Below are 18,480 nucleotides of genomic sequence, written 5' to 3' on the forward strand. Positions count from 1 at the left end.
GGGCTGCGTTTTCGCGGCGGGAAGCGCCGACATCCACCGCCGGCGCCGGGGGCGCGCGTCGCGGGACAGCCCGCCGAGGGTCTTGTTTGCCATCAACTAAGGGAAAAGCAGGCGGAATGCAACGGGTGGCGCCTGGTGCCGACAGGGCGCGCCAGCCTGTCCGGCCGGGCGGCGGCCGCTTGTGGCCATTTGAGCGGAGACAGGGGGGTGAGGCAGGCGGTGTCGGCCGTGGCCTCGTGGACGGGGACGACCGGTTGGCGGAGGGCGGTGCTGCGTTGCCGCAACCGGGTCGCGCTTGCCGCCGCGACCCCGTCTCCACCGCCGGGGACGGCCCTCGTGTGGCGTCCCTAGGAAAAAGCGCTCTGCGAGCGGATTGTCAGGAGCATCCGCAGGCCCTGCCTTGGCGGACGCGACACGAGGGAAGCGGGGAGGGGCAGGCGACGGCGGCGGGAGGCGCGGTCGGACGTCGGGCGTCCGGCCGCGGGGGCCGCCGCCGGCCTGTTTGTCGCCCTCACTGGGTGACTCCGGCGAATTCTTCCCATTCCCGCTGCGACATGAGGCCCAGGGTCTCGAAGACCATGCCTATGACGGCGGACTTGGACAGGAACATGCTCTTGAGGCCCGAATCCAGGCCCTGGCTGCCGTACTGGTAGTAATCCAACAAATCCTTGGCCTGCTGCAGTCTTTCCTCGGCGGTTCCCATGGCGATCTCCTGTTTTGGGCCCTGGCGCGGTCTGCGCCGGGGCGGTGTTTGTCTGCCCGGGGGTTCCGGGTGGCGTTTTTTGCCGCTGTGGCGGCCGAGCGCCTTTCGCCTGACAAGACTAGCAAGAGGTGTGCCATTTTGAATAGTCTTTGATATTAAATGGTTGTCGTTACAGCGTCGTGACCCGCCAACCGCAGGACCGTTGGGGAAGTGACATTATGGGACGCCCAGCGACAATTTTGTGGTATGTATTGTCGCTGGGTTTGGTCTGAAATAACGCCCGCGCCCTGGTCCTTTTTCGGCCACAGCCACCGCGCGCGTCCCCGTCTGCAAGGGGCCGTGCAACTGCAAGCCGTGCAATTGCATGGTTGCCCGTTGCGCCGCCCTCCTCCTTGAGCCGGTGTGTATTCGTAATTGCCTTAATTCGAAGATCTTTTTGTCATCGTTTCCGGAGCAGGCGCCCCCCGCCCCAAGGCCGCCCGACGGCGGACAGGCCGCTCGAGCCTAGCACAGGGGCGGGTCACCGTCGGGCGGCGGGCCGCCGTCTGTCTGGAATCTTGCATAATTTCTCATGTAATTCTGTGGTGTTGCCTTGGTGGGCTGCCGTTTCTCGCCCGGTGGCCGGCAATTGGCATGCATGCTGCTAATGGCGCAATACTACTCGGATCATGCAAAGCAATACGTGGATTTGCCAAAGGCATGAGGGGAAATCAGGTGAAGTATGCGAAGCCGTCCTTTATTCTGTGTCGGAGTAGGGCTGTTGTACCTGATGGTGGATGAAAGATTGCTGGCGTTGTGGCGAGGGCTTTCCCGTCTCGCTACGGTTCATTTTCATAATACACTTTGAGGAGGTTGGAGTTATGGCTTTTGTTGCACCACCGGATGTCGCGAAGAACTGTTGTAGCATCCAGCAGGCCCGGGTGAAGCTGTCCGTGCCCAAAATGCTCGTCCTGGACCTGGCCGCCGGCTTCTACATCTCCTTCGGCGCCGAGACCTCGATCATGGTCTCCCATGACCTGACCGCGCTGGGGGCCGGTTTCCAGCGGTTCATGCTGGCCTCCATCTTCTCCGTGGGCCTGATGATCGTCATCAACGGCGGGGCGGAGCTTTTCACCGGCAACTGCCTGCTTTGGGTCGCCTACATGGACCGCAAGATCAGCACCTACGAACTGCTGCGCAGCTGCCTGTTCGTGGCCACGCTCTACTGGTTCAGCTACGTGCGCCAGTGCAAGGAAGCGACCAACGTCGTGGCCTGCATGAAGAAGGCAGTCAACGAGTAGCCCGGGCGCCAAGGCCGCAAGCGCAGGAGACCACCATGCGATACCGCGCAACGCAGCACGTGGCTCCCGTGGTCCTGGCCGGCGGCAAAAGCCGGCGCATGGGCCGCGACAAGACCGGCGTCACCTTCGGCGGGCGGCCCCTGCTTGCCCACGTGTGCCTGCGCCTGTGGGACTTCTTTGGCCAAAAGCCGCTGCTCGTCACCAACACCCCGGACCGGCACGCCCATTTGGGCCTGACCATGGTGGCGGACATCCACCCGGGCCTGGGGCCACTGGCCGGCATCCACGCCGCCCTGTCCGGCCTGGAAGCCAGCCACGCCTTCGTCTTCGCCTGCGACATGCCCTTTCTCGCCGCGCCGCTGGTGCGGGCCATGCGCGCCTCCCTGGGTCACGAGGACGTGCTCGTGCCGCGCCACGACAGCCTGCTCGAACCCCTGCACGCCATCTACGCCACGGACTGCGCCCCGGTCCTCGAGGACCATCTCCTGCGGGGCCAGGCCAAGGTCGTGGATGTCTTCCCCGCCCTGCGCATCCGCCTCGTCGAGGAGGCGGTCATATGCCTCCATCTTCGACGAGGACATCGCCCCCCGCGACCGCAAGCTCTCCGAGCGGGGCATGCCGGCCTCGGTCAAGGAGCCGCTTTTCGCCGCCTTCAACCGGGGCGACGCCTTGCGGGTCAAGGACGGCCTGGCCGACAAGGGGCTTTTCAGTATGGTCCAGTGCGCTCCGGCGGTGCGGGTGTCCATTGCCGAGGAATTCGGCCTGCCCCTTGGCAGCCTGACCCCCGGCCGCCTGGCCGCCGCCCTGCGCCGCCTGGGTTTCGACCGCGTCTACGACACCAACTTCACCGCCGACTTGACCATCATGGAGGAGGGCACGGAGCTGATCCAGCGGGTGACCGAGGGCGGGACGCTGCCCATGTTCACCTCCTGCTGCCCGGCCTGGGTCAAGTACCTGGAGCAGACCTATCCGGCGCTGCTGCCCAACCTGTCGAGCTGCAAGTCGCCCCAGCAGATGGCCGGGGCGCTTTTCAAGACCTACAGCGCCAAGGTCGACGGCGTGGAGCCGCAAAACGTCTTTTCCGTCTCGATCATGCCCTGCACCTGCAAGAAGTTCGAGAGCGAACGCCCGGAGATGGAGTCCAGCGGCTACCGCGACGTGGACGTGGTCCTGACCACCCGCGAGCTCGGCTACCTGATAAAGGACGCTGGCATCGACTTCGCCGACCTGCCCGACGAGGCCTTCGACAAGCCGCTTGGCGTCTACACCGGCGCCGGCAACATCTTCGGCGCCACCGGCGGCGTCATGGAGGCGGCCCTGCGCACGGGCTACGAACTGATCACCAAGGAGCCCGTGCCGTCCGTGGACATGACCTTCGTGCGCGGCGGCGAAGGCGTGCGCAAGGCCACGGTCAAGGTCGGCAAGCTCAACCTCAAGGTGGCCGTGGTCTCGGGCCTGGCCAACGTGGCTGCGCGCCGAGCATTTCGGCAATCTCTTAAGCGCCGCCGCGCCCGGCGCCGCACCGGCCCGGGACCTGGAGGAGGCTCGCGCCGCCGCCCGCAAGCGCCTGGAACGCACCGTCCAGGACGATTCCCAGGCCCAAAGCGTGGCCGAGGCCCTGGAGCGCTGCAACGGCAACAAGACCCAGGCCGCGCGCTATCTCGGCATCTCCATCCGGACCCTCTATTACCGCCTGGAGCGGGCCCGCAAGGAAGCCGGCGGCTCCTAGGGTTGGCCCCAATGGGATTCCAGGGGGCGGAAGCTTTTTGCCCGCCGGGGCTTCTCCCAGGACCATTTGTGCAAAACCCGTAAAGGCTCTCCGGTATCGCCCCCGGGACAGCCTGCCGTGACGGTGAGGGCGCGACCCGAGACGACATCCCGCCGTTCGCGGCGGCGCCGTGCAATTGCATGCTGCGCTGTCGCAAATGGAGACACCTGCCTGTCCCATCTCGTGACAGGGCTCGCCCAGGCCCGCGTTGGGGGACCCGCGCCATCCTCGCGGACCGGGAGATGGCGAGGGTCGCCGGGTACATCCTCGAAACGGGTGATGAACCTTCTTTATCCTCTTTTATTCCAAGATATTGTATGTTCGCTGCGCCGCGTTTCGTGGCCAGGTGGCCGGGGTGTTTGGCCGCCTGGGGCCTGGCTGGCGGCGATCGAACGGCCGTGGGCCGGGCCTGGCATGCATGTTGCTTTTCCGTAAGGAATCGCTGGCCGCGAGGCAGGCGCCCCGGAAAACCGGCGGCGTGGCGGCTGGTGGAGCCGGTTGACACGGCGGACGGGCCGCGCCTGACGCGCCGGGGCGGCCCGCCCGGTCGACGGTGTGCCGGGCCGGTTGTTGAGGAGGGTTTGCGACGCATCCCGCAAGCCCTCTTCATGGATCCGACCCCGCCGGGACGGCAACCGCAACGGGCCGCCCTTGCCGCGTCGGCGCCGGCCGGCCTGCCGCATCGCCCCCCAAGGAGAACAGCCATGTCGTCCTTCGTCGATGCCCGCGTCTTGCGTCTGTATCTCGGCCGGGGCCTGCTGCGCGAGGGGCGTCCCCTGGCCGACTGGATCGTGGCCAGGGCCCTGCGCCACGGGCTGTGCGGCGCCACCGTCAGCCACGGGGCCATGGGCCTGGGCGGCCAGGGCCGGCCGCGCACGGCCAGGATCCTGCGCCTGGCCGAAGCGTTGCCCGTGGTCGTGGAAATCGTGGATACACCCGGTCGCATCGAGGCTTTTTTACCCGAGGTCCGGGCCGTGGCCCGCCCGGGGACGGTGGTCGTGGAGGAGGCCGGGGCCGTGTTCCGCCTGCCCCGGCGCGTGCGCGACGTCATGACCGAGGCCGTGGCTTCGGTGGCGCCGGCCACGCCCGTGGTGGAGGCGGTGCGGTTGCTGCTGTGCCGCGGCGTGGGCGGCGTGCCGGTGGTGTCCGAGGGCCGGCCCGTGGGGCTGGTCACGGGCCGGGATGTGCTGGCCCGGGCGGGCTTGGGCCTCGACTTGGACATGCTGCGGGCCTTGCCGCCGCGGCCCTTGGGCGAGTTCCTGCGCCGCCTGGACGCCGTGGGGCTGTCCTGCGCCGTTGCCATGACCGTGCCGGCGCGGGTCGTGCGGCCCGAGGACAGCCTGGCCCTGGTCGTGGCCCGCCTGGCCGGGGCGGGTTGCAAGCGTTTGCCGGTGGTGGATGGCGGCGGGGAACTGGCCGGCATCGTCGGCCGGGCGGACGTGCTGCGGGCCGTGGCCAACCCGGTGGTGGCGGCGGCGCAGTTTCCGGCCTTGGCATCCGGGGCCGGCCTGGTCGCGTCCGATGTGGCCTGCGCCGCGCCGCCGGTCGTGGCTCCCGAGGCCCGGCTGTCCGCGGTGTTGCCACTTTTTTCCGCAAGCCCCGGCCGACGGCTGGCGGTGGTGGACGCGGCCGGCCGGCTGGCCGGGCTGGTGACCGGCCGGTCCCTGGCCGAGTGGTGCCTGGCCACGGCCGGGGCAGGGCTTTTGGCGGCGCTCGTGGCGGCTATGCGCGGCGAACCCGGGGCCAAGCGTCTTGCCGGCGCGGCCCGGGACGCGCTTTGCACCGGGATGCCGGTCATCGGGCCGGCCACGCCCCTGGCCGAGATGGCCCGTCTGTTCGTGGAACGGGGGGCCGAGGTGCTGGTGGTTGCCGGCGAGGACGGCCGGTTTGCCGGCCTGGTGGACCGGGAAGCGGCGCTTTCGGGCCTGGCCGCCCCCATGGCCGCGGGGACATAGGTCGGGACGGGGCCGAGCGACAATGTTTCGACGGGGGGCGGCGGCCCCCCTTCTTGCTGCCCGGCCCGGCGGCGGGGCCGCCACCGGGCCGGCCCGGGGAAGCCGCCCTCCCATGGCGCGGCATCCTCTTTTCACACCTGCCTACTGATAGGCCGGGGGCAGCCCTTTTTCCAGGGGCCGCCCCGGGCCGAGGGCGATGGCCGCCCGGTCGCCGCTGCCGCCGATGTCGGCCACAAGGCCGGTCAGGTCCTGGGCCTGGCCGGCCAAATCGCCGACGGCCTGGGCGGATTGGGCCATGGCCGTGGCAGTCTGGGCGGCGATGCGGCTGATTGCGTCCACGGCCCGGTTGATTTCCTCGGCCGTGGCCGATTGCTGTTCGGCCGCCGTGGCGATGGCCCGGACCTGGTCGCCGGCCGCCTCGACCACGGACACGATCGCGGCCAGGGCCGCGCCCGAGCGTTCGGCCAGGCTGGTCGCCTCTTCCACGGCCGCGGCCGTCCGGTCCGAGGACCTGTCCGTCCATGTCGTAGAAGGGCGTGGTGATGATGGTGATGCGCAGTTGTCGGCCCGAGGGCGTGCGGTGGACGCGATCGGCGGTGATCGCGTGGTGTTCGCGCAGGGCCCGTTGCGAATCCGTGGCCCGGTTGGCGTCGCCGTAGTAGAAAAGGCCCGCCGGCTGGCCGACGTAGCTTTCGGGCGGGCCGGTTTTTTCATGCAGTTCGCACATCGCCCGGTTGACCCAGGGCATATTGCAGTCCGGCCCGATGATGGCGCAGGGGGTGGGGATGCCGTTCATGACGCCCTGGGCGAAGCCGAGCTTGTTTTTGAGCTCGCCGACCATGCGGCGGATGTCGTCGGCCAGGGCGGCCAGTTCGCAGCGGTAGTTGCCGGCCAGGGCCACGGAGAAGTCGCCGGCGGCCACGTGGGACGTGTAGGTGCCGATGGCCTTGAGGGGGCGAACACCAGGCGGCGGTTCTCGAACAGGATGACGGCCGCCAGGGTCGCCAGGACGCCCAGGCCGATGACCAGCAGCACCAGCCGTTGCCGCGAGGCGCCGGCCAGCAGGTCGGCTTCGAAGTCGGACATGACGATGACCCAGCCCGTGCCCGGGGCGCGGGCCACGGCCATGAGCTTGTCCTCGCCGTCGCGCCGGTAGCGCACCAACCCCTCGCCCGTGGCCAGGGCGGCCAGGGGCTCGGGCCGGCCTTCCAGGCCGGCGACGACATCGGGTTGGGCGGCCAGGCCGGCGGCGGCCCGCTGGGCGCCCTCGATGAAGATGTTGAGTGTCTGGACGCTCAGGTTGGCCGTCTGGAGCAGGGACTTCTGCTCGGCCTCGGTGGTGAGGTCGTGGGTCGAGACCGAGACGTAGGCCACGAGGGCGGCGATGCCGAGCGTCAGGGCCAGGGTGACGTACAGGGTGAGGATGCCGTTGATGCCGAACCTGCGCATGGCGTGCTCCCTTGTTGGTGGGGGACAAACGGACGAACGCTGCCGTGCCTGCCCCGGCCGGGCGCGGGCGGTGCCGGCGCCTGGCCTTGGCCTTGCCGCTTCCGGGCAAAGGCGCGATGGCCCGGCCCGAAGGCGAGACTCCCTGACGAGTGGGTGTATTTGTTCGCGGGATTGCAACAAACGGACCGCGAGGGCGTTGCCGTGCCTGGGCCGGTGGGATCGCTGGCGATGGGCTGGGGCTGGACAGGGGAATGCGGCGGCATTGCCAGGGATTGTTACGCAAAGGCGCGGCGTTGCGGCGCCAAGGTCCCGGCCTTGCGAAAATCCGGGACAGGCCTTGCCGCCTGCCGTGGCCGTGCAACAGGCCATCCCTGCACGCAGCACGGTTGCAGTGCAGGCCGTTGCACGGTCGGCAGCCCGGCGACGCGGTGCGGGCCGCCTAGCTTTCCGCGCGCAGCAGTCGGTCGATGACGGCCCGCAGTTCCGCGACGTGCATGGGTTTGGCCAGGTAATCGTCCATCCCGGCGGCCAGGAAGCGGTCGCGGTCGCCGGTCATGGCATGGGCCGACAGGGCGACGATGGGGGTGGCGGCATTGGGGCTGCCGTCGGCGCGGATGGCCTGGGCCGCGCGCATGCCGTCCATGACCGGCATGCGGATGTCCATGAGGATCAGGTCGAACCGCACCAGGCTGGCGGCCTTGACGGCTTCCTCGCCGTTGCCGGCGCAGCTGACGCTGTAGCCGGATTTGAGCAGCAGCCGCCGGATGGCCGCCTGGTTGATGGGATCGTCCTCGGCCAGGAGGATGTGCGCCTTTTGGCGGAGGGCGGTTTCGGGGCCGGGAGGGGTGTCGGGGCGGGTCTTGTCGTCCGGTGCCTCGGAAGAGTCCTTGGCCGGGAGGTCGGCCAGGATGTCCCAGGAGACGACGGTGCCCCGGCCGGGGGCGCTTTCGATGCGGACATGGCCGCCCATGAGTTCCACCAGGCGCTTGACGATGGAAAGGCCCAGGCCTGTGCCCTGGTATTGCCGGGTCAGGGAGGAGTCGACCTGGGTGAAGGGCTCGAACAGCCCGTCGAGCCGGTCCTCGGGGATGCCGATGCCCGTGTCGGCCACGGCGAAGCGCAGCCGGACCCGCCGGCCGGGAAGGTCCTCGGGTTCGGCCGCGATGCGGATGTCGATCTTCCCGGACTCGGTGAACTTGAGGGCGTTGCCGACCAGGTTGAACAGCACCTGGCGGATGCGGCTCTGGTCGGCCAGCACGACGGGGGGGACGTCCGGGGCGATGTCCACGGCGACCGCGAGCCCCTTTTTGATGATCTGCTCCTTGAAGATGGACAGCATGGTGTCGCAGATCCGGGACGGCTCGCAGGGTCCGGGGGCGAGGGTGATCTTGCCCGACTCGATCTTGGACAGGTCCAGGATATCGTTGATCAGGTGCAGGAGGTTGTCCAGGGCGGTCAGGCCGGTTGCGACGTATTCGGCCTGCTCCTGGTTCAGGTCGGTGGTTTGCAGGAGCTGGAACATGCCCTTGATGCCGCCCATGGGCGTGCGGATCTCGTGGCTCATGTTGGCCAGAAAGGCCGATTTGGCCCGGTTGGCCGCCTCGGCGGCCTCCTTTTCCAGGGCCAGGCGGGAACGTTCCTGGAGGAGGTCCGAGGCCTTTTGCAGGGCTTCGCCCACCGCCCGGGTTTCCGGGACGTCGGTGGGTGCCACGGTGACGGGGTCGCCGCGCCCCAGGGCCAGGGCCGGGGCGATCAGCCCCCGGATGGCCCCGTCGATGCGCCGGCCCAGTCCCCAGGCCACGCCGATGCCGAGCACCGACAGCACCGCCAGGCCCGCCGCCGTCCCGGCCAGCCAGCCCCACAGGTCGCGCAGGATGGCCGCCCGGGGGATGCCGACGACCACGGTCCAGCCGGTACGCGCGGACAGCTTGTAGCTTAAAAAAACCGGGGTTCCCTCCATGTTGTCGGTTTCGATGATCCCTTCCGGCGAGGCGTCCAGGCGTTGCAGCAGCAGCGGCAGCTCGATACGCCGGCCGACGAACTGGTCGTCGGCCCGGGTGCGCGCCACCACGACCCGGTTGCGGTCGAGGATCGTGGCCACCCAGCCGCCGGGCAACTGGGCCAGGGACAGCAAGTTGCCCAGGTGGGTCGCCGGCAGGGTCATGGCCAGGTCATAGCTGGTCTTGCCGTCGACACCCGCCACGGGGATATCGACGCTGATCAGGGCGCGGCCCGTGACCGCCCCCTTGAACAGGTCGCTGATGTTCGCCTGGCCGGTCTCGAAGATGCGGCGTACCCGCTCGGGCACGTTGCGCCGGGGCAGGGGCGTGCCGAAGGGCAGGTAGGTGTTGGAAAGCTGCTGGCCGGAGGCGTCGGCCAGGAGAATGTCGGCATTGGGAAAATTCGCAAGGAGTTCGAGGGACTGGGCGTGGAAGGCGGCGAAGTTCCCGCTGTCGATGGAGGGGGAGGTGGACAAAGCCTGCAGGGCGGTTTGCACGTTGTCCAGTTCCCGGTCGACGATATGCCCCAGGGTGTGGGTGGCTTCGGCCATGTGCTGCTCGACGAGCAGCAGCTTGTCGCGGTAGGCGGCGTAGACGAGGTAGCCCTCGGCCAGGCCGGAGGGCAGGAGGCAGGCCAGGACCAGACAGACGAGCCGGCCGCGGATGCGCATGCGGCGAAAGCCGGGGATGAGTCGGAGCATGGCGTCGTCCTTGACGTTTTCGGAAGGCTTGCTCCCTTTGTGCTTCGGGGCGGCTTGCCCGGTGCCTGCCTTGCGCCGCCCAGGCCGCGCGGAGGGCTTGCGGGCTTGGGGGCGACAACCTGTCGGCGCGGACCAGGGGGTACGTCGTACCTAGCACGCCCGCCGCGGATCGGGAAAGGGTTTTGGCCCTTTTCCCGGGAAAACGGCTGGCCGCCGGCGGGTATTGCGTCCCTTGGCATCGATGCGAGTCTTTTTTGAAAAAAAGCAGCGGTGTTGTCCTCGAACAAGGAGACCGTTGCTTCAAGGGCGCGGCCGGCGGCGTCTTACGGTTCCCGCGGGGGCGGGGCATCGAAGACGAGGCGGTGCTGTCCGGCCAGGGCCTGGAAGTAGCGGCCCCGGCAGCGGCCGATCAGGGTCAGGTCGGTCTTTTGGGCCAGTTCCACGCCCAGGGCGGTGAAGCCGCCCCGAGAGACCAGGATGGGCACGCCCATGATCACGGTCTTGATGACCACTTCGCTGGTCAAGCGCCCCGTGGTGTAGAGGATCTTGTCTTTGGGGTCGATGCCGTGGAGGAACATGTAGCCGGCCAGGGCATCGATGGCGTTGTGGCGGCCCACGTCCTCCAAATAAGCTAGCAGCCGGTCCTCCTGGCACAGGACGCAGCGGTGGATGGAGCCGGTCTTGAGGTGCAGGGAGTCCAGGCCGTCGATGGCCCGGCCCAGGCCGCGCAGCCAGGTCGTGCGCAGCCGGGGGGCCGGGTCGAGGCGGATGTCGTCGAGGGATTCCATGACCCCGCCGAAAAGCGTGCCCACGGCGCAGCCCGAGGTGTGGATGCGGCGTTTGCCCCCGGTATCCGCGCGCCCTGCGAGGTCCGCCCGCACCATGATCGTGCCGTCGTCCGGGTCGTAGTCTACGCTGTGCACCGTGTCGCCCGGCTCGAGCATCCGTTGGTTGAGGAGAAACCCCAGGCCCAGGTAGCGGGCGTTGTCGCCCACGGTCATGACCGTGACCACCTCGCGGCCGTTGAGGAACACGGTGAGCATGCGTTCGTTGATGGCGTAGAGGGTCAGGGGCTGGCCGTCCTGGTCCAGGCCCGTGATGGCCTGGTACAGCGAGGGGTCGCTGACATTGGGGGCCAGGCGCAGGGACGGATGGGTTTTGGGCGCGGTCATGACTGCCTCCGGCGGAGCCTTTCAGACTTTCCAGGTATGTAATAGAGCCCCGCCGGGCAGGAAGCAAGCGGGCAGGCTGGAAATTCGCCCGTTCCCCGCCCGGCAAGGGCTCCTGCAGGAGGATCACGTCGATGGCCTCGCCCTGGCCCGCGGGCGGGTTGTCCGGGCCGAGGGCGATAAGGGCGTTGGCGGCCATGGCCGAGCGCAGCATGCCGTTGCCCTGCTGGGGCAGCGGCTCCACGGCGGCCAGTTCGTTGCCGGTGACGAGGATGGCCACCCGTGGCTGCCGGAAAACGAGCGGGTTGGCCCGGCCGAGCAGGGCCAGGGTGCCCATGACGCCGGCGTTGACGACCGTGCCGGCCCGGGCGGGCACCTCGCCCCGGGACAGTTCCTCGCCCTGGCGGCAGATGTTGCGGGCCGCGCCGGCCCCGCGCAGGATGTGGACCGTGGTGCCCAGGCGCACCGTGTCTTCGAGCATGACCACGCCGGTGGCCCCCACGGGCAGGGGCGCGCCGGTCATGATCCGGCAGGCCGTGCCCGGCCGCACCACGGCGGCGCAGACCGCGCCGGCCGGGATGTCGCCGATTTCCCGCAGGGCCACCGGGCAGTCGGACGAAGCCCCGGCCACTTCCGCGGCGATGACGGCATAGCCGTCCAGGGGCGAGCGGTCGAAGGGCGGAAAATCCATGTCCGCCACCACATCCTCGGCCAGTACGCGCTGCCAGCATTGCGCCAGGGGCAGGTGTTGCCGGCCGACGGCCCGGACGGCTTGCAGCAGGGCTTGTTGGGCGGTTTCGAGCTTGGTCGCCATGGTTCGCTCCCGTGTCCGGGGCCGGCCGCCGGCAGCGACGGCCCGGCCCGGCCTGGTTACATCGGTTCCCGCCGCCAAGGGCCTTGCGGCGTCATAAGGGGGCTTCACGCCGCCGGCATCCCGCCCGGGCTCAGTGGCGGCCGAAACCGCAACGCGGATGGCGGCAGTCCGGGCACATGGCGCAAAGCCCGCCGTAACCCATCTCCACGATATCGTCGCGCGTAAGCCGCAGCCGGGGTCCTGCGGCGCCTGGCCGTCGGGGGCTACAAGCGCCTGCCCGTGCTCGACGACCTGGGCGGGCTGGCCGGCATCGTCGGCCGGGCCGACGTGCTGGGCGGCCTGGAGCTGCCCGCGGGCGCGGGCGGGCTGCGGGCCGGGGACGTCCTGTCCGAGGTTGCGCCGGTGGTGCCGCCGGGCCTGCCCCTGGCCGAGCTGCTGGCCCGGCTGGTGGCCTGCCCGTGGCGGCTGGCGGTGGTGGCCGACCAGGGCGGGCATCCCCTGGGCGTGGTGTCCGACCGGGGCCTGCTCGAACAGTGGCTGGGGCGCGAGAAGCCGCAGGTGTTGCGGGCGCTTGTGGCCGTGCTGTGCGGCGACGCCTCCATGGGCCTGCATGTGGCGGGCACGGCCCGCAACGTGGCGCGCGGGGAATTGCCGACCGTTGCCGAGGACATGCCGCTGGTACGGCTTTTGGCGCAGCTGGCGGAAAAAGGCGGCAAGCGGCTGCTCGTCGTGGACGGGGAAGGGCGCTATGCCGGCCTGGCCGACCGCCAGACGGTGCTGCGCCACCTGGCCGGCCAGGCCGGGTAGTGTTGCGTCCCTAACAATACGCAGGTGTTGGAAAATGGTCAGGTGAGAAGCCTCCGGCGGCCAAAGGGCTCCCGCTCTTTGGAATCCCATTATGATTTCATTCGGTTGTCCTCTCGGTAAAAGGTCCGTTTTCGGGTGGTCCGGATTTTGCCAAAGCCCCGATAGTTCGGGCGGCCCGCAGCGGCCAAGGCCCGGCCGGCTCGGGTATTGCGGAGGGCTGCCGGGCGGCCGCATTGCGGTCAGGGGGTGCGTGGTTCCGGTGCTCGCCCGCGGCGGGGCGTCAGAAACGTCGCGACGAGGAAATCGGCTACGGCCGGGTAGTCGTCGAGGCCGAAGACGGGCGTGGAGGTGGCCCCCCAGTCCACGTCGCTGACCAGGGCGATGCGCTCGTCGGCCAGGGAGACCAGGGTGTCCCCAATGACTTGCCGCACCACCTCGATCTTCGGCTTGTCGGCCTGCTTGAAGCCCTCGGCCAGGATGATGTCCACGTCGCGCAACAGTGCCGCGACGGCATCGAGGTCGCTTTTATCCGGGGTCTGCTGGATGACGGCGTAGCGGCCCGGGCCGACCACGGCCGTGGCCCGCGCCCCGGCCCGGGCAAACCGCCAGGAATCCTTGCCGGGCTTGTCCATCTCGAAGCCGTGGCAGTCGCTTTTGACCGCCCCGACCCGGTAGTCCGCGTCGGGGTTTTCCGCCGCCGGCCTGTAGTCCACGGCGCACAGGAGCCCCCGGCCGCGCACGCACGTGCCCGCGTGCAGGATCGGCGTGCCGGGATGGGACTCGGTCGGGCAGGACCACGTCGGCCAGCGCGGCCGTCTCGGTCAGGAAGATGTCCTGGACCACGATGAATTTGGCGTCCTTTACGGGCGTGAAGTCCACATTTTCCATGCAGTGCTTGACATGGTTGATGTCGGGGTCGCTGCGCATGGGGTTTTCGCCGAAGATGAAAAGCCCCTTGACCTGGCCGGCTTCCAGGCCGTGGAGCACGTCGGAGATGGTCAGGCCGGCCTTGGCCGGCAGGGGCACGCCCCAGGCGGCTTCGAATGTGTCGCGCATCCTGTCGTCGGCAACGCTCTGGTAGGCCGGGTAGACGTTGGGCAGGGCGCCCATGTCGCAGGCGCCCTGGACGTTGTTCTGGCCGCGCAGCGGGTTCACGCCGGCCTTGGGCTTGCCGATGTTGCCGGTCAAAAGGGCCAGGTTGGACACGGACAGGACGTTGTCCACGCCGGTGACGTGCTGGGTGATGCCCATGGTGTAATAGGTGGCGGCGTTGTCCGCCCGGGCGAACATCCTGGCCGCCGCGGCGATCTTGGCGGCGGGGACGTGGCAGATGGCCTCGGCCCGTTCGGGCGGATATTCGGGCCGGCGATCGGCGACCCGGCCGAGCCTTCCCCGCAGGTTGCCGAAGGCCCGGTAGAGGAGCGGATTGGGCTGGCCGTGGAAGGCCTTGAGGATCTCAAGCCAGGTGCGCGGCGCGGCCCGGAGGAAGGCTTCCATGCGCCGGGTGAGTTCCTCTTCGGAGAGTTCCTCGACGTCGGCCGGCACCTCGCCCAGGGGCTCGCAGATGGTGCAGGCCAGGAAGGATTCGAGGTCGTAGTCGCCGACCACCGGGATGGTGCAGTCGAAACCCACCTTGGACATGAACACGGGCGGCTTGTCGGTGCGCCCCAGGGGATCGAGGGGCAGGACGTTGAGTTCGGGGATGATCAGCGTGTCCTTGTGCGGGTCGTAGCGCCAGGCCTGGGCCCATTTGACCCGGTCGTCGTCGAAGATGTCCACGTCCTCGTCGAAGACGTAGGCCAGTTTCGGAAACCATTGGCGGGAACAGCTGAGCATGACGGCAAGGGCCTGCTTGGCGTCGCCGCCGCCCCTTGTCCTGATGCGGGCGTAGGCGATGTTGGTGCAGCCGCCGGGCGGCATGAAAACGTCGAGCACGTGGAGGCCGGCGTTTTGCAGCGCCGTGTGGATGTCGCCCTCCACGGCCAGGTTAAAAAGCATCATGTCGGTAAGGCCCGGCTTGAGCCCGCCGATGGTGGCGTGCTGGAAGACCGCGCCCTGGCGGTGGGTGATGCAGTCCACCACGAAGCGGCAGTTGCGCGGCAGGCCGCCGCCGTAGGTGCCGGTGAATTCGCCGTAGGGACCTTCGTCGTAGACCCAGCCCTCGGTGGTGATGATGCGGCCCTCGAGCACGATCTCGGCATTGGCCGGCACGGTCAGGTCATTCGTCTCGCATTTGACCACCTTGGCCGGCTCGCCGTAGAAGCCGCCCAGCACGTCCCAGTCGTCGACGCCGGGGAAGGAGATCATGCAGGCGATCTTGTCGAGCGTCGGCCCGCCCACGACCATGGCCGCCGGCATGTCCCGGCCGAGCTCCTGGTAGCGCTTGGCGTTGACGCGCGAATTGTGGCTGTCGTTTCGCATGTCCACGTTGGTTTCGTTTTTCGAGCGGTACATCAGCCGGTACATGCCCCAGTTGGTCAGCCCCGTGTCCGGGTGGCGCGAGACGACGTTGACGTCCTGGATGTAGGCCTGGCCGTCGTGGGGATGGTGCAGGAACAGCGGAAAGCGCGTCAGGTCCACGTCGTCGCCCTTGAGGATCACCTCCTTGCAGGGGGCGGTGGCGACCGTGACCGGGGCAATGCGGCGGTGGGCGAGTTCCCCGAGCCTGGCGCTGACCTGCCTGGGGTCGCAGCCCAGGGCGTGGGCGTACTGGGTCCGGTTGGAATAGGCCCCGGCCAGAAGCGGAAAGGCGTGGTCCTTGACGCGTTCCACGAGCACGGCCTTGTCGTGGACGGCATCCATGACCGAGGGCAGCTCGTCGGCCCGTTTTTCCTCGATGATGCGAACGAGTTGGCCCATCTTTTCGAGGTCGGCGATAAATTCCGGCATGTTCTGCTGGGGCACGGCCTTCTCCTCGTTTTTCGGTTGTTGGCGCAAACCCGTCAGGCCGCGGCCGCCCCCGGCGGGAGAGGCGGCCGCGGCGCGGGGTGAGATCCCCCTATTTCCCGTCCTTGCCTTTTTCGTAGACGAAGCAGGCGTCGGCGAAGGTGTAGGGGTAGTCGGGCCGCCGGTCGGCGATGCGGCCGAGCTTGCCCCGCAGGTTGCCGAAGGCCCGGTAGAGGAGCGGATAGGGCTGGCCGTGGAACTGTTTCAGGATGTCGTGCCACATGCGCGGCGCTTCCTTGATATAGGCGGCCATGGCCTCGGTGAGCGCGTCCTCGGTCAGGGGCGCGACCTCCCCGGGGTCGCCCAGGGGATCGGTCACGGCGCATTTCTCGAAGCTGAACAGGTCGATGTTGCCGACGATGGGGATGGTGCAGTCGAACCCGGCCTTGGGCGTGTGCACGGGCGGATGGTTGGTCTGGGCCAGGGGGTCCAGCGGCAGGATGTTGAGGTCCGGGATGACCACCGTGTCGATTTGCGGGTTGTAGCGCCAGGCCTGGGCCCATTTGACCTGGTCGTCGTCGAAGATGTCGATGTCCTCGTCGAAGACGTAGGCGAGCTTGGGGAACCACTGGCGCGAGCAGGTGAGCATGAGCCCGAGGGTTTGCTTGGCGTCGCCGCCGCCGCGCACCTTGATGCGGGCGTAGACGATGTTGTGGCTGCCGCCGTAGGGCGCGTGCACGTCCAGGACCTGGATGCCGGCATTGACCAGGGCCGTATAAATGTCGGCCTCGATGGTCGGGTCGAAGATCATGAGGTCGGTACGGCCGGGATGCAGGCCGCCGATGGTGGCGTACTGGTAGATGCCGCCCTTTTTGTAGGTGATGCAGTCCACCACGAAGCGGCAGTTTTTGGGCAGGCCCGAGCCGTAGGTGCCGGTGTATTCGCCGTAGGGGCCCTCGTCGTAGACCCAGCCCTCGGAAGTCATCATGCGGCCCTCGATGACGATCTCGGCATTGGCCGGCACGGTCAGGTCGCTGGTCTCGCATTTCACGATCCTGGCCGGCTCGCCGTAGAAGCCGCCCAGGATGTCCCAGTCGTCCACGCAGGGAAACGAGTACATGGAGGCGATCTTGTCGAGCGTCGGGCCGCCGATGACCACGGCCACGGGCATGTCGCGCCCCAGGGCCTCGTATTTTTTCGCCTGGATGCGTCCGTTGTGGCTGTCGTTTCGCATGTCCACGTTGGTTTCGTTTTTCGACCGGTACATGAAGCGGTAGATGCCCCAGTTGATGAGCCCCGTTTCCGGGTCGCGCGAGACCACGTTGGTGTCCTGGATGAAGGCATGGCCGTCGTAGGGGTGGTAGAGGAACAGGGGGAAACGGGTCAGGTCGATGGCGTCGCCTGTAAGGATGACTTCCTTGCAGGGGGCGGTTTCCACCAGTTCGGGCTTGAGGCGCTTGGGGGTGAGCCCGGCGATGGCCTGGCCGAGCTTGCGCGGGTCGCAGCCGAGGGCGTGGGCGTACTGTTCCCGGGTGCAGTAGGCCCCGGCCAGGAACTGGAATTCGCAGTCCTTGACCTTTTCCACCAGCACCGCCCCCTCCGGGTGGGCCTCCATGATAGACGGCAGTTCGTCCACCCGCTTTTCCTCGGTGATGCGCACGAGTTGGCCGATCTTTTCGAGTTCCGCGACGAAATCCGACATGGACTGCTGGGGCATGCTGCGCTCCTTTGCTGCGATCGTTGGGGTGCGGCCATGGGCGTTGCCTGGGGTCTGCCTGTGGATGCGCCGGGCGGCCTGCCGGGAAGCGGTTACGAAGCCTCCTCGCGCTGTGGCGGCCCCACCGGCCGGCCGTCGGCCAGGCGCACGGTGAAGCGCGCCCCGAAGCCCAGGGCGTTGTCGAGGTAGCGGATGCGGCAGGGAACAAAGACGTGGGGCGCGACCTTGGCCAGCTTGCGGGCCGTGTCGCCGGGGTTGGCCAGCAGGTCCTTGACGAAGGGGAACTTGGCCACATAGGCGGCCGTGGCGGCGGCCTTGTCGGCCAGGCCCGTGACCGGGCCGGCCCGGCCCTCCATCTGCAGGCCGCGAATCTCGCGCCAGGAGGCGACCGGCGGATGGACCGTGGCGGCGCAGGCCTCGGACACGGCCAGGTTGCGGCAGTGGCGGGAGGTCGGCGCGGAAAAAAAGACCAGCCGCCAGCCGAGGGGGGCGAAATAGACGTCCGTGGCCCAGGGCGCGCCGTCGGCGCAGGTGGCCAGGGTCATGGCCGGGACCTCCTCCAGCATGCCCCGGACGGCCCGCTCGAAGTCCTCAGGCTCCATGCCCGCACCAGCGCCGAAACAAGGCGTGGGGGATGTCGAACTGGTCCAGGATCTTGCCGACCGTCTGGTCCACCACGTCCAGGATGGTTTGCGGGCCGTGGTAGAAGGACGGGGCCGGCGGCAGGATGACCGCCCCCATCTCGGCCAGGGCCACCATGTGGCGCAGGTGCCCCAGGTGCAGCGGCGTCTCGCGCGGCACGACCACGAGCTTGCGCCGTTCCTTGAGGGTCACGTCGGCGGCGCGCGAAAGCAGGTTGTCGCCAAGGGACAGGGCGATCTGGGCCAGGCTTTTCATGGAGCAGGGCACGACCACCATGCCGCAGACCGGAAACGAGCCGCTGGACACGGCCGCGGCCAGGTTGCCGTGGTCGTGGACCACGTCGGCCAGGGCCGTGACGTCGGCGGCGCTGCGGTCGGTTTCCAGGCCCAGGGTGACGACCGCGCCCTTGGACAGGATGAGGTGGGTTTCCACATCCGGCATGGCCCGCAGGACCTCGAGCAGCCGGATGCCGAAAAGGACGCCGCTGGCCCCGGAAATGCCGACGATCAGTCGTTTCATCTTTTCTCCTTGGGTTTTGGAACCCTTTTCCCAGCAAGGGGGTCCGGGGGGGATTATCCCCCCCGGCCGC

At 68.7% G+C, this 18,480-nt stretch carries 14 protein-coding genes and 2 pseudogenes; 5 read left to right on the forward strand and 11 right to left on the reverse strand.

Annotated features, from left to right (window positions below; all coding sequences use genetic code 11):
• Positions 1-511: 511 nt before the first annotated feature.
• Positions 512-703 carry a hypothetical protein gene (locus ACP59X_RS03930; RefSeq protein WP_428565277.1) on the reverse strand — a complete coding sequence of 64 codons (192 nt, stop codon included), beginning with the start codon at positions 701-703 and terminating at the stop codon, positions 512-514.
• An 860-nt stretch (positions 704-1,563) separates the two neighbouring features.
• Here ACP59X_RS03930 and ACP59X_RS03935 point away from each other — a divergent pair.
• The 4 genes and pseudogenes from ACP59X_RS03935 (at position 1,564) to ACP59X_RS03950 (ending at position 5,706) form a co-directional block, all read left to right on the forward strand.
• The gene (locus ACP59X_RS03935) at positions 1,564-1,983 is read left to right on the forward strand and encodes a formate/nitrite transporter family protein (protein WP_428565280.1); all 420 of its coding nucleotides are present in this window, start codon (positions 1,564-1,566) and stop codon (positions 1,981-1,983) included.
• A 98-nt stretch (positions 1,984-2,081) separates the two neighbouring features.
• Positions 2,082-2,420 (forward strand): annotated as a pseudogene (gene mobA / locus ACP59X_RS03940) (molybdenum cofactor guanylyltransferase); the annotation flags it as partial.
• Between the two features lie 178 nt (positions 2,421-2,598).
• The gene (locus tag ACP59X_RS03945) at positions 2,599-3,795 is read left to right on the forward strand and encodes a [Fe-Fe] hydrogenase large subunit C-terminal domain-containing protein (RefSeq protein ID WP_428565282.1); all 1,197 of its coding nucleotides are present in this window, start codon (positions 2,599-2,601) and stop codon (positions 3,793-3,795) included.
• 660 nt (positions 3,796-4,455) lie between these two features.
• Positions 4,456-5,706: a DUF190 domain-containing protein gene (locus tag ACP59X_RS03950; RefSeq protein ID WP_428565284.1), complete on the forward strand. Its 1,251-nt coding sequence runs from the start codon at positions 4,456-4,458 to the stop codon at positions 5,704-5,706.
• A 141-nt stretch (positions 5,707-5,847) separates the two neighbouring features.
• Here ACP59X_RS03950 and ACP59X_RS03955 read toward each other — a convergent pair whose 3' ends face one another.
• From ACP59X_RS03955 to ACP59X_RS03975, 5 genes and pseudogenes are all read right to left on the reverse strand, one after another.
• Positions 5,848-6,192, reverse strand: coding sequence for a methyl-accepting chemotaxis protein (locus tag ACP59X_RS03955; RefSeq protein ID WP_428565286.1), 345 nt, complete (start codon positions 6,190-6,192; stop codon positions 5,848-5,850).
• 306 nt (positions 6,193-6,498) lie between these two features.
• Complete coding sequence (locus ACP59X_RS03960; RefSeq protein WP_428565288.1) at positions 6,499-7,155, reverse strand: PDC sensor domain-containing protein; 657 nt, start codon at positions 7,153-7,155, stop codon at positions 6,499-6,501.
• 439 nt (positions 7,156-7,594) lie between these two features.
• Positions 7,595-9,856 carry an ATP-binding protein gene (locus ACP59X_RS03965; RefSeq protein WP_428565290.1) on the reverse strand — a complete coding sequence of 754 codons (2,262 nt, stop codon included), beginning with the start codon at positions 9,854-9,856 and terminating at the stop codon, positions 7,595-7,597.
• A gap of 323 nt (positions 9,857-10,179) precedes the next feature.
• A complete protein-coding gene (locus tag ACP59X_RS03970) occupies positions 10,180-11,028 on the reverse strand; it encodes a formate dehydrogenase accessory sulfurtransferase FdhD (RefSeq protein WP_428565292.1) in 849 nt (282 codons plus the stop codon).
• A 127-nt stretch (positions 11,029-11,155) separates the two neighbouring features.
• Positions 11,156-11,839, reverse strand: a pseudogene (locus ACP59X_RS03975) (MoeA family protein); the annotation flags it as partial.
• A gap of 249 nt (positions 11,840-12,088) precedes the next feature.
• Between ACP59X_RS03975 and ACP59X_RS03980 the strand changes: the two are divergent.
• Positions 12,089-12,646, forward strand: a complete 558-nt coding sequence (locus ACP59X_RS03980; protein WP_428569803.1) for a CBS domain-containing protein — start codon at positions 12,089-12,091, stop codon at positions 12,644-12,646.
• Positions 12,647-12,885: 239 nt separating this feature from the next.
• On the opposite strand, the gene ACP59X_RS03985 is transcribed toward ACP59X_RS03980, so the two are convergent.
• The 5 genes from ACP59X_RS03985 to ACP59X_RS04005 all read right to left on the reverse strand — a co-directional run bounded on the left by ACP59X_RS03985 (position 12,886) and on the right by ACP59X_RS04005 (position 18,410).
• A complete protein-coding gene (locus ACP59X_RS03985; RefSeq protein ID WP_428565294.1) occupies positions 12,886-13,278 on the reverse strand; it encodes a molybdopterin-guanine dinucleotide biosynthesis protein B in 393 nt (130 codons plus the stop codon).
• The gene (locus tag ACP59X_RS03990; RefSeq protein WP_465250187.1) at positions 13,172-15,550 is read right to left on the reverse strand and encodes a UbiD family decarboxylase; all 2,379 of its coding nucleotides are present in this window, start codon (positions 15,548-15,550) and stop codon (positions 13,172-13,174) included. The genes ACP59X_RS03985 and ACP59X_RS03990 overlap by 107 nt, the downstream gene beginning before the upstream one ends.
• 94 nt (positions 15,551-15,644) lie before the next feature.
• Positions 15,645-17,249 carry a UbiD family decarboxylase domain-containing protein gene (locus ACP59X_RS03995; protein WP_428565296.1) on the reverse strand — a complete coding sequence of 535 codons (1,605 nt, stop codon included), beginning with the start codon at positions 17,247-17,249 and terminating at the stop codon, positions 15,645-15,647.
• A gap of 92 nt (positions 17,250-17,341) precedes the next feature.
• A complete protein-coding gene (locus tag ACP59X_RS04000) occupies positions 17,342-17,851 on the reverse strand; it encodes a pyridoxamine 5'-phosphate oxidase family protein (RefSeq protein ID WP_428565299.1) in 510 nt (169 codons plus the stop codon).
• Positions 17,841-18,410, reverse strand: a complete 570-nt coding sequence (locus tag ACP59X_RS04005; RefSeq protein WP_428565301.1) for a UbiX family flavin prenyltransferase — start codon at positions 18,408-18,410, stop codon at positions 17,841-17,843. The genes ACP59X_RS04000 and ACP59X_RS04005 overlap by 11 nt, the downstream gene beginning before the upstream one ends.
• Positions 18,411-18,480: the final 70 nt, after the last annotated feature.

The organism is Solidesulfovibrio sp. DCME (assembly GCF_049995385.1).
GTDB lineage: Bacteria > Desulfobacterota > Desulfovibrionia > Desulfovibrionales > Desulfovibrionaceae > Solidesulfovibrio.

What these genes read in the sequence shown, in the direction of transcription:
- ACP59X_RS03965 (WP_428565290.1), bottom strand. Translation starts at nt 9,856, where the DNA reads ATGCTCCGACTCATCCCCGGCTTTCGCCGCATGCGCATCCGCGGCCGG.
- ACP59X_RS03935 (WP_428565280.1), top strand. Translation starts at nt 1,564, where the DNA reads ATGGCTTTTGTTGCACCACCGGATGTCGCGAAGAACTGTTGTAGCATC.
- ACP59X_RS03945 (WP_428565282.1), top strand. Translation starts at nt 2,599, where the DNA reads ATGCCGGCCTCGGTCAAGGAGCCGCTTTTCGCCGCCTTCAACCGGGGC.
- ACP59X_RS03930 (WP_428565277.1), bottom strand. Translation starts at nt 703, where the DNA reads ATGGGAACCGCCGAGGAAAGACTGCAGCAGGCCAAGGATTTGTTGGAT.
- ACP59X_RS03985 (WP_428565294.1), bottom strand. Translation starts at nt 13,278, where the DNA reads ATGGACAAGCCCGGCAAGGATTCCTGGCGGTTTGCCCGGGCCGGGGCG.
- ACP59X_RS03960 (WP_428565288.1), bottom strand. Translation starts at nt 7,155, where the DNA reads ATGCGCAGGTTCGGCATCAACGGCATCCTCACCCTGTACGTCACCCTG.
- ACP59X_RS03995 (WP_428565296.1), bottom strand. Translation starts at nt 17,249, where the DNA reads ATGCCCCAGCAGTCCATGTCGGATTTCGTCGCGGAACTCGAAAAGATC.
- ACP59X_RS03950 (WP_428565284.1), top strand. Translation starts at nt 4,456, where the DNA reads ATGTCGTCCTTCGTCGATGCCCGCGTCTTGCGTCTGTATCTCGGCCGG.
- ACP59X_RS03970 (WP_428565292.1), bottom strand. Translation starts at nt 11,028, where the DNA reads ATGACCGCGCCCAAAACCCATCCGTCCCTGCGCCTGGCCCCCAATGTC.
- ACP59X_RS04005 (WP_428565301.1), bottom strand. Translation starts at nt 18,410, where the DNA reads ATGAAACGACTGATCGTCGGCATTTCCGGGGCCAGCGGCGTCCTTTTC.
- ACP59X_RS04000 (WP_428565299.1), bottom strand. Translation starts at nt 17,851, where the DNA reads ATGGAGCCTGAGGACTTCGAGCGGGCCGTCCGGGGCATGCTGGAGGAG.